The following is a 9,863-nucleotide window of genomic DNA, read 5'->3' as shown; positions in this document are numbered from 1 at the left end:
TCGAGGAGCGCGCCCGTGCGCGCCAGCTCGGCGGCAGCGTCCTCGTCGAGCGTCGGCAGGGCGCCGCGGGTGAGCGTCACGTCGCCGGGCGCCGGCGCGGTGGATCCCGTCTCGAGCGCCAGCCCCGCCGCGATCCACGCGGGCAGCGCTCCGTCGAGGATCCGCACGTCCGCGATCCCCGCGTCGCGCAGCAGCCACCACGCGCGCGCGGCCGCCGTGTTGCCGCCGCCGTCGTGCACGACCACGGTGTCGCCCTGCCGGATCCCCCAGCCGCGCGCCGCCCGTTCGAGGTCGGCGGTCGCGGGCAGCGGGTGCCTGCCGTCCTCGGGCGCGCCGTGGCCGGCGAGCTCGGTGTCGAGGTCCGCGTACACGGCGCCCGGGATGTGCCCGGCCTCGTGCAGCGGCCGGCCGGGAGGGCCGCCGAGCGACCAGCGCACGTCGATCACGCGCACGTCGTCGCGCGTGCGCAGGGCGTGGTCGAGCTCGGCGGACGTGATGAGGATCTCCATCCGCCCATGCTCGCAGGCCGGGCGCCGCGCGCGATCAGCCCAGCGGCTTCTCGAAGCAGACCGAGTTCGTGACCGGGATGTACGGCGGGTACACGTCGATCGGCAGCCACCCCGCGGTCGCGTACAGCTGGATGGCGTCGGGCTGCCGGTCACCCGTCTGCAGGATCAGCCGTCGAGCGCCGCGCTCCTGCGCCACGCGCTCCAGCTCCGCCATGAGCACGCGCGCGAGGCCCGTGCCGCGGTGCGTCGGATCCACGACGACCTTCTTCAGCTCGAGCTCGTCGCGGAGGTGCCGGATGACGCCGTGCGCGGCGGCGTCCCGGTCGTCGTCCTCGGGCACGAGCAGCACGACGGCCTCGACGTCGGCCGGGTCGAACGCGAACGCCACCGCGGCCTTCGCGGGCCAGTCGGGGTCGTCGTCGTGCCGGCCCTCGTACCGCACGTCCATCTCGGCCTCCATGGCCGCGCGGATCCGCGCGCCCCGCGGGTCGTCCCAGCCGACCACCTCGGTGCGGTAGACCCGCCCGTCCCGCGCGACGTGCCGCGTCCCGGTCTGCTGCTCGGTCATGCTCCCTCTTCCTGTCCGTCCCGACCGCCGACGGCGCGGGCATGACGACGCCCGCACCGGCATCCGGGTGGATGCGCGGCGCGGGCGGCGTCGGTGGTGCGGTGCCGCGGTCTCCCGCGGCGGGTGGTGCGGTCCTACTTGGCGCCGACGGTGGCCGACGCGTTCGACTCGTACGACGTGTTGGTCGACTCGAAGAAGTTGACGAGCTGCAGCGTGTCGTTCGCCGTGGCCATCCACTTCGCCGGGTTCGAGACCTTGTACTCGGCCTCGAAGCCGAGCTCCTCGAGGCGGCGGTCGGCCAGGTACTTCACGTACTGGTTGATGTAGTTCGCGTTGAGCCCGAGGATGCCGTTCGGCAGGAGGTCGCGGTTGTACTGCTCCTCCATCTCGACGGCGTCGAGGATCATCTGCTTGATCTCGGCGGCGAACTCCTCGGTCTGCAGGTCGGGGTTCTCCTCGAGCACCGTGAGGATGAGGTTGATCCCGAACTTGAGGTGCAGCGACTCGTCGCGGACGATCCAGTCCATGAGCGAGCCGAAGTTGCGCAGCAGGTTCCGCTGGCGGAACGACAGCGACACCATGAAGCCCGAGTAGAACCAGATGCCCTCGAGGATCACGTTGTACGCGACGAGGTTCCGGACGAAGTCCTTCTTGCCCTCGGTGGTGGTGATGTCGAGGGTCTGCTCGGTCATGCGCTTGATGAACTTGACCTCGAACTCCTCCTTGCGGGCCATCGACGGGATGTCGACGTGGGAGTTGTACGCGGCCTCGCGGTCGATCGGGAACGTCTCCAGGACGTACTCGAACGACATGCAGTGGTTCGCCTCCTCCCACATCTGCTTCGCCAGGTAGAGGTGGCACTCCGGCGCGTTGATGTAGGGGTAGACGCCGAACGCGAGCGCCTTGTTCACGAGGAGCTCGTTCGGGTTGAAGTAGCTCATGAGGAACGTGATCGCGTGGCGCTCCTCGTCCGTCATCTTCTTGAAGTCCGCGATGTCCTCGCCGAGCTGGATCTCGTTGGGGAACCACGTGTTGGCGACGGCCTGGTCGTACAGGTCCATGGCCCACTGGTAGTTGACGGGCTTGAGGAGGAGGCCCTCCTGGATTCCCGTGCCGAGGATCTTCGACATTGGTGTCTCTTCTTCCGATTCGCTTCTAGCTCGTGGTTCGTGAGGGGGCGGGCCGCGCCGCGCTGGCTGCGCGGCCCGCTGCTGCGGTCCTGCCTACTGGCAGGAGTCGCACTGGAGCTCGTCCATGGGGTCCATGGGGACGACGTAGTCGCCGAACGTGTCGTCGTTCATCAGCGTGCACCTCCCACTCCGCCGAAGCCGAAGCCCTTGCGGGGCGCGGGAGCGGACTGCGGGGCCGGGGCCTCCGCGGTCGCGGTGGATGCGGGAGCGGCCTGGGCGGGGACGGCAGCGGGAGCGCCGCCGCCGAATCCGCCGAAGCCCTTGCGCTTGGTGCCGTCGGCGTCCTGCGACTTGTCGACCTTCACGGTCGACTGCTCGGCCGTGTGACGCGGCTTCATGTGCAGGTAGTACGTGGTCTTGACCCCGCGCTCCCAGCCGGCGAAGTAGATGTCCATCATGTCGCCGAGGTCGCGCGTCTCGAGGTACATGTTGCGGCTGATGGCCTGGTCGATCCACTTCTGCGCACGCGCCGCGACCTCGAGGAACGCGTACGGCGAGAGCTGGAAGCTCGTGCGGTACGTGGCCTTGACGTGATCCGGGATGGCGGCGATGTTCTGGATGTCGCCCTGGCTGCGCAGGATGGCCTCCCGCACGCTCTCCCAGATGCCGAGCTCCTGCAGGTCCTTCACCAGGTTCCGGTTGACCTCGAGGAACTTGCCCGAGGAGGTGGAGCGGCTGAAGATCTGCGAGAACTGCGGGTCGAGGCCGGGCGTGGTGCCGGCCACGAGGCCGATGGACGCGGTGGGCGCGATCGCCATGAGCGTCGCGTTGCGCATGCCGCCCTTGACCTTGGTGCGCAGCGCGTCCCAGTCGAGGCGCGTGGTGCGGTTGACCTTCACGGGCACGCCGCGGTCGGCCTCCATGAGCGCGATGGAGTCGAGCGGCACGAGGCCCTCCGACCAGCGCGAGCCCTCGAAGTTCGGGTACGCGCCGCGCTCCTGGGCGAGGTCGGCCGACTCGTCGATGGCCGCGTAGGAGACGTGCTCCATGATCTCGTCGATCAGGTCGTACGACTCCTCGGACTCGTAGGAGTAGCCGAGCTTCTCCACGATGTCGGTGAAGCCCATGACGCCGAGGCCCACCGCGCGGTTCTGCTGGTTGGAGAAGTCCGCCTCCTTCACGCTGGAGCGCGTGATGTCGATGAGGTTGTCGAGCTGCCGCACCGCGAGGCGCGCGCTCTGCTCGATCTTGGCGAAGTCGACCTTCCCGTCTGCGAAGTGCTGCGACAGGTTGATCGACGCCAGGTTGCAGACGGAGACGTTGTCCTCGTCCTGCGGCAGCGTGATCTCGGTGCAGAGGTTCGAGAGGTGGATCGTGCCCGTGTTGTTGTTCAGGGCGCGGTTGTTGATCGTGTCCTTCCAGGTCAGCCACGGGTGGCTGGTGGTCTGGAGCGAGATGAGGATCGACTTGAACTGCTCGCGCGCCTTGATGCGCTTGAACATCCGGATGCGACCGGCCTCGGCCTCGCCGACGTAGAACGCGTAGCGCTCGGAGAAGGCCTTGCCGTACAGCTCGTTGAGGTCGGAGACCTCCAGCGGGTCGAAGAGGTACCAGTCGTCGTCGTTCTGGACGCGCTTCATGAACTCGTCGCTGATCCACACGGCCGTGTTGGCGGTGCGGGTGCGGCGGTACGGGTCGCCCGAGTTCTGGCGCAGGTCGAGGAACTCGGGGAAGTCGAGGTGCCAGTTCTCCATGTAGAAGCACAGGGCGCCGAACTTCTTGCCGCCGCGGCTGACCGCGCGGAGCACCGAGTCGATGGTGTGCATGAACGGGATCGGGCCCGTGGAGGTGGTGTTGTTCGAGCGGATGGGCGAGCCCTGCGCGCGCAGCTTGGAGACGGAGAGGCCGATGCCGCCCGTGCCCTTGGTGAGCCACATGACGTCGCGCGTGGTCTTCGCGATGTGCTCGATGTCGTCCTGCATCTCCATGACGAAGCAGTTCGCGAGCTGCGGGTAGATGGTGCCCGCGTTGACGAGGGTGGAGCCGGCCGCGAGGTACTCGAGCTTCGACATCTTCTCGTAGAAGGCGATGGCCGTCTCGGTCGGGTTCTGCTCGTTGAGCGTGAGGCCCATCGCGATGCGCATCCAGAAGTACTGGGGCACCTCGAGGGCGTCGCCGTTGCGGCCCTTGATGCCGTAGCGGTTGTTCAGCGTGACGACGCCGATGTACTTGAGCAGCTCGTCGTGCGCGGGCTCGAGGGCCTGGGCGAGGCGCTCCAGGTCGAACAGCTGCACGAGGCGGGAGTCGAGGAGCATCTCGTCGACGCCGCGCTGGATGTTGCGGGCGAAGTGCTCCGCGTGGAGGCGCTTGAGCTCCTCGGGCGACGAGTAGTCGCCGAGGACGCGCTTGTAGATGGTCTTGAGGAGGAGACGCGCGGCGACGGTGTCGAACGCCGGGTCGTCCTTCACGTTCTGGAGCGCGACCTGGATGACGGCCTCATCGAGCTGCTGCGTGGTGATCCCGTCGAAGAGGGTGATCTCCAGCTCCGACGCGATCTGCGTGACCCAGCCGATGTTCTCGTCGAGGCCCTGCGTCGCGTCCTCGATGGCCAGGTTGATGCGGTTCGCGTCGTACGGCTCCTTGCTGCCGTCCCTCTTGACTACGGTGATCGACACTCTGCATCTGCTCCTTGCGGTCTCGAGGCCCATGCCTCTGGGCGGGGCGGTATGCCCTGGTTCATAGAGCCGATGACGTACTGATTCCGGGCCGCTGAAACGGCAGCTCCGCAAACCAGCCATATAGTGGCTGTCGGCTGACAGCCACTATATGGCGGGTTGCGGAGATCGCCTAGCCACCACATCTAGTGGGCGTGTCATCCACAGAATGTGGACAAGTCCGCGGACTTGTGCACATGCCCCCACGTTACGGAGGGCCGCCGACATCGCTGTCCGGTGGCGCCCGGGGCTGCGGGATCGGGGCTCGCGACCAGTAGGACCCGACTCACCTCGGGACGCTCGGGAGCGTCCCGATGATCCGCGACGTGGACCGATTCATCGGCGCCCAGCTCGTGGCGCGCTTTCCGGCGGCATGCTCTCGCCGGCGCCCCTCCCGCACGTCGAGCGGCAGTGGACGACTAGCGCGGCGGGTCAACTGGTATCGCCCCGATGAGGGCGGGTCGGAGCGCTAAAAGGTACGTAGCCACGCTCAAGACCAAGAGAAGGGAGGCGCCCGCTGTCGCGGCACGCCTCCCCCATCTCAGGCAGTGCTAGACGGTGACGATGAACTGTCGACCGCAGTGCGCGCATCGCGCGCGCCCGGCGCTAAGCCGGGAGTAGGGTCCAAGCTTTCGCGCGCACCCCGGGCATGAGACGTAGATCAGTCCGTTGACGCGTCGCGTGGTCATGCGGCGGCCCTCAGTGCTTCGTCGGATCGACGAGCTTGTACGTCTGCCCCGACTTTGGAGTTGGCGGCAGGGGGTTTCCCCGCGTCGACGTCCGCTCCGTACCGGTGCGGCCCCCGCGGGAACCGATGATTTCGTACTGTCCGGAGCGCGGCGTGCGGTCTCCGGACGTCAGTGGCGACTTAGCCATGGGTGTTGCCCTATCGCGCAGAATCGGGCGTGAGCCGAAGGCGCTGGATTGCGCCCGACAATGTTAGGTTCTTCGAACTGGCCTACCAACCGGTTCTCGACCCCGTACTGCTCGGTTCACCCCGCGCATGCGGGGTCGTTCTGCATGTCCATCACTATATATGCGGTCAAACGGGCGCTCCCAACCCCATATGTAGTGGGCGTGTCGTCCACAGGTGTGGACAACTCCGCGGACTTGTCCACAGGTTCCACAGGCTACGGAGGGCCGCCGACATCGCTGTCCGGTAGCGCCCGGGGCTGCGGGCGGGGGCCTGCCTGGCGGTAGGATCTGACCCTCGTGAGCACGTACGGAAGCCTCCTCAAGACCCGCGGCGTGGGCCGGATCATCGCCGCCCAGCTCGTGGCGCGCTTCCCCGGCGGGATGCTCTCGCTGGCGTTCCTCATGCACGTCGAGCGGATCCACGAGTCGTACGGCGCGGCCGGCCTCGTGCTCGCGGCCACCAGCATCGGCCAGGCCGTCGCCGGTCCACTCACCAGCAGGTGGATGGGCGTCTGGGGCATGCGCCCGGTGCTCATCCTCACCTCCGTCGTGTGCACGGTCGCCGTGGTGGCGGTGGCCCTCGGCGATGAGGGCACGTCCGTCCCGGTGTTCATGGTGCTGGGGCTGGTCGCCGGGCTCGCGAACCCGCCCGTGCAGCCGGCCGTGCGCACCATCTACCCGAAGATGGTCAACTCCAAGCAGCTCACGCCCCTGTTCTCCCTCGACGCGTCCGCCCAGGAGATCATCTGGGTGCTCGGCCCCGTCATCGCCACGTTCCTCGCGATCCAGGTCGACACGAGCGCCGGGATCCTCGTCGCGGCGGCCTTCCTCGTCGGCGGCGGCGCGTGGTTCATCTCCTCCCCCGAGCTCGGCCGCGTGCGCATCCCGCGCAGCAAGCGCCGCTTCGGCGTGGTCCTCGGCCGCCCGCCGGTGCTCCTCAGCACCGTCGTCGGCTTCCTCCTCATCGCGGCCTGCGCGGCCATCGAGGCGGGCGTCGTCGCGGTGTTCGGGCACGGCGGCCCCGAGGCGGGCTTCGTGCTCGCGATCTTCGCGGTCGGCTCGCTCATCGGCGGCCTCGCCCTCGGCCACATCCCCATCAGCCCCTGGGCCATGGCCCGGCGCATGGCGATCATCCTCGTCGGCACCGCCGTCGCGGCCGTGTCGATGGACGTCGTCTGGCTCTCCGTGTTCCTGTTCCTCGCGGGCATCGGCATCGCGCCGGCGCTGGCCGTGCTGTTCGCCGTCGTCTCCTCGTCGGTCCGGTTCAGCGACACCGCGGAGGCCTACGGCTGGGTCGGCACCGGGCAGCTCATCGGCGCCGCGCTGGGCTCCGCCGCGGCCGGCTTCGTCATCGACGCGCAGGGGGCTCAGGGCGCGTTCGTCGTCGCGGCGGCGCTGCTCGCGGTCGGCGCGGTGATCGCCGTGGTCTTCCACCGGCACAGCCCGGACCTCCGCGGCCGCGACGCCGGCCCCATCCCGGACACGGAGCCCGTCCCGGTAATGACCTGACGGGCGCATCCGCATCCCGGGGTCTCGGCGCCCGCGGAAACTCGCGCGGCCGCGCTGGATAGTGTGAGGGCATGACCTCTCAGCAGACCCCTCTGACCACGCGCCGCCTGCGCGCCGGGATCGCCGGGCTGGGCCTCGTGCTCGGCCTCGCGCTCGCCGGGTGCAGCTCCCCGGCCGCCGACGACGCCGCGACGCCCACCCCGTCCGCCTCCGCGTCCACCGAGGCCGCGACCCCCACGCCCGACGCGACCACCGAGGGCGACGCCGGCTCCGGCGAGGCCGCAGCCCCCGGATCCCGCGAGGCCATCGCCGCGAAGACCCGCGACATCGCCTGCGGCCTCAAGGACAAGTCGACGCTCGAGGAGTCGGACGTCCAGGCGTTCCGCGACCTCGGCACCGAGATCTCCGCATCCACCGAGAGCGGCGCGGCCGCGGCCGGCCAGCAGATCACCGCCCTCGCCGACCAGATCGCGCCCGGCGTCGGCCAGCCGATCAGCGACGAGCTGAAGACGCAGATGTCGAGCGCCTGCGACTCCCTGCAGTAGCCCTCCCGCACGGACGACGGCCCCGGTCAGCATCGCTGAGCGGGGCCGTCGCACGTCCGGCGGGACTACCAGCGCGGGTGGACGACCGCGCGGAAGTAGCGGTCGTAGACGTCCGACACCTGGCGCTCGAAGACCTCGCCGAGCGCGGGCGCGTCGCCGGCGCGCGCGTTGGCCTGGGCCTGCTCCGCGTTGCGCGCGCCGGGGATCACCGTCGAGACGCCCGGGCGCTGCACGATCCAGGCGAGCGCGACCTGCGCGGGCGTCAGATCGGGCGCCGCCTCGTGCGCGGCGGCCGCGAACTCGCGGGCCGCGGCGACGCCATCGTCGTAGTCGACGCCCGAGAAGGTCTCGCCCACGTCGAACGCCGCGCCGCCGCGGTTGTAGTTGCGGTGGTCGGTCTCGGCGAAGGTCGTGTCCGCGGTGTAGCGGCCGCTGAGGAGGCCGGACGCGAGCGGCACGCGGGCGATGATCCCGACGCCGGCCTCCTGGGCGGCCGGCAGCACGCGGTCGAGCGGCTTGAGGCGGAACGCGTTGAGGATGATCTGCACGCTCGCGACGCCGGGGCGGGCGATCGCGAGGAGCGCCTCGTCCGTCGTCTCGACGCTCACGCCGTAGGACGCGATCGCGCCGTCGGCCACGAGCTCGTCGAGGGCGTCGTAGACGCGGTCGCTCGAGAACACGGGCGTAGGCGGGCAGTGCAGCTGGACGAGGTCGAGGGTGTCGACGCCGAGGTTCCGGCGCGAGCGGTCGGTCCACTCGCGGAAGCGGTCGAGCGTGAAGTTCGCGGGATCCTGCGCGTCGCGGCGACCCATCTTGGTCGCGACCGTGACGCCCGAGTCCGGGTGCGCCCGCAGCCAGGATCCGATGATCGTCTCGCTGCGGCCGTCGCCGTAGACGTCGGCAGTGTCGAAGAAGGTGATGCCCGCGTCGGCCGCGGCGTCGAGCACCGCGAGCGCGTCGTCCTCGGCCACGTCACCCCAGTCCCCGCCGAGCTGCCATGTCCCGAGTCCGATGACCGAGACGTTCCGATGGGTCCTGCCGAGGCTTCTCTGCTCCATGGGTCGAGCCTACGCGCGGCGGGCACCTGCCCCGGGTCGGCGGTCGCCGCTCAGGCGGGCCGCCGGCGCAGGGCGTGCACGGCGAGCGCCGCGATCACGGCCATGGGGCCGCCCGCGACGACGCCCGGCGCCAGGGTCACGAGCAGGGGCACGAGGTCGAGGAGCCAGCGCTGCCCGAGCGGGTCGCCGAAGCTCGAGTAGGGCATGGAGGTCGCGATCCCGGCGGCCAGCGCACGCAGGCCGATGCCCGCGGCGGGGAAGGCGACGGCGAGGATCCAGAGCACGGGGGCGAGCCAGGCCGCGACGATCGGGTGGTCGGTCGTCCGCGACCCGTCGGGCATCGCGTCCTCCTGCGGGCGCGGGTCCCCGGCGGGCGAGACCGGGCCCGGGGTGTCGGCGAACGCGGGCGGATCCGCCGGCGGAGTCGACCCCGACACGGCCCCGCGCTGGAACGCCCGGTCGAACCGCGGATCCACGCCGGACGGCTCGTCGTCCCCGTCCGACCTCCGCGTCATGCGGCTCAGGGTACGCCCGGGCGGGGCCCAGGATGCTTGGCGGACGCTCGTGCCCGTCATGGGCTGCTCATAGGGTCGCGCGCTGTGATCTCCTCATGGCCCCCACCGGGCCGCCCGAGACACGAAGGACCCGTCATGAACGAGACACCCCAGGAGCCCACCGGTCGTCCGGACGAGGCCCCCGTCGACGACACCCGCTCGACCGACCCCACCACGCCGACCGCACCCGAGACCGCGCGACCGGCCTGGCCGGCGCCCGCAGGTCCCGCCGCCGACGGCCCCGCGGCCCCGGCCGCGCCCGCTACGCCGGCCACCCCGCCCGCGCCCGCTGCGCCCGCCACCCCGGCCGCGCCCGCAGCATGGACCGCCCCGACCGACGCGCACGCCGCCGCGGGCCCCG

General features: G+C 70.4%; 9 protein-coding genes. 3 read left to right on the top strand and 6 right to left on the bottom strand.

All coding sequences use genetic code 11. The annotated features are described in order from the left end of the window. From DZG00_RS08045 to DZG00_RS08030, 4 genes are all read right to left on the bottom strand, one after another. Window positions 1-509: sulfurtransferase (locus DZG00_RS08045; protein WP_255414031.1), on the bottom strand; the 509-nt coding region annotated here is incomplete at its 3' end. A gap of 34 nt (window positions 510-543) precedes the next feature. Then, window positions 544-1,077, bottom strand: coding sequence for a GNAT family N-acetyltransferase (locus DZG00_RS08040; protein WP_119381809.1), 534 nt, complete (start codon window positions 1,075-1,077; stop codon window positions 544-546). A gap of 134 nt (window positions 1,078-1,211) precedes the next feature. Further along, window positions 1,212-2,207 (bottom strand): ribonucleotide-diphosphate reductase subunit beta, encoded by a 996-nt coding sequence (locus DZG00_RS08035; RefSeq protein ID WP_012039117.1) that lies wholly within the window; start codon window positions 2,205-2,207, stop codon window positions 1,212-1,214. A 170-nt stretch (window positions 2,208-2,377) separates the two neighbouring features. Beyond that, window positions 2,378-4,882 carry a ribonucleoside-diphosphate reductase subunit alpha gene (locus DZG00_RS08030; RefSeq protein ID WP_119381808.1) on the bottom strand — a complete coding sequence of 835 codons (2,505 nt, stop codon included), beginning with the start codon at window positions 4,880-4,882 and terminating at the stop codon, window positions 2,378-2,380. Between the two features lie 1,251 nt (window positions 4,883-6,133). Between DZG00_RS08030 and DZG00_RS08025 the strand changes: the two genes are divergently transcribed. Further along, window positions 6,134-7,345 carry an MFS transporter gene (locus DZG00_RS08025; RefSeq protein ID WP_119381807.1) on the top strand — a complete coding sequence of 404 codons (1,212 nt, stop codon included), beginning with the start codon at window positions 6,134-6,136 and terminating at the stop codon, window positions 7,343-7,345. 71 nt (window positions 7,346-7,416) lie between these two features. Continuing rightward, window positions 7,417-7,890 carry a hypothetical protein gene (locus DZG00_RS08020; RefSeq protein WP_119381806.1) on the top strand — a complete coding sequence of 158 codons (474 nt, stop codon included), beginning with the start codon at window positions 7,417-7,419 and terminating at the stop codon, window positions 7,888-7,890. A gap of 65 nt (window positions 7,891-7,955) precedes the next feature. Here the strand turns inward: DZG00_RS08020 and DZG00_RS08015 are convergent, their stop codons facing one another. Further along, window positions 7,956-8,948 (bottom strand): aldo/keto reductase, encoded by a 993-nt coding sequence (locus DZG00_RS08015; protein ID WP_119381805.1) that lies wholly within the window; start codon window positions 8,946-8,948, stop codon window positions 7,956-7,958. Between the two features lie 50 nt (window positions 8,949-8,998). Next, window positions 8,999-9,463, bottom strand: a complete 465-nt coding sequence (locus DZG00_RS08010; RefSeq protein WP_233548994.1) for a hypothetical protein — start codon at window positions 9,461-9,463, stop codon at window positions 8,999-9,001. Between the two features lie 135 nt (window positions 9,464-9,598). Between DZG00_RS08010 and DZG00_RS08005 the strand changes: the two genes are divergently transcribed. Beyond that, window positions 9,599-9,863 (top strand): hypothetical protein (locus tag DZG00_RS08005; protein WP_199689801.1); only part of this gene is annotated, 265 nt, incomplete at its 3' end.

The organism is Clavibacter lycopersici (assembly GCF_003576405.1).
In the GTDB taxonomy this organism is placed as follows: domain Bacteria; phylum Actinomycetota; class Actinomycetes; order Actinomycetales; family Microbacteriaceae; genus Clavibacter; species Clavibacter lycopersici.
Note: the sequence above shows the minus strand (reverse complement) of the source record. Positions and strands in the feature narration are given on the sequence as shown.

What these genes read in the sequence shown, in the direction of transcription:
- DZG00_RS08040 (WP_119381809.1), bottom strand. Translation starts at nt 1,077, where the DNA reads ATGACCGAGCAGCAGACCGGGACGCGGCACGTCGCGCGGGACGGGCGG.
- DZG00_RS08035 (WP_012039117.1), bottom strand. Translation starts at nt 2,207, where the DNA reads ATGTCGAAGATCCTCGGCACGGGAATCCAGGAGGGCCTCCTCCTCAAG.
- DZG00_RS08020 (WP_119381806.1), top strand. Translation starts at nt 7,417, where the DNA reads ATGACCTCTCAGCAGACCCCTCTGACCACGCGCCGCCTGCGCGCCGGG.
- DZG00_RS08015 (WP_119381805.1), bottom strand. Translation starts at nt 8,948, where the DNA reads ATGGAGCAGAGAAGCCTCGGCAGGACCCATCGGAACGTCTCGGTCATC.
- DZG00_RS08010 (WP_233548994.1), bottom strand. Translation starts at nt 9,463, where the DNA reads ATGACGCGGAGGTCGGACGGGGACGACGAGCCGTCCGGCGTGGATCCG.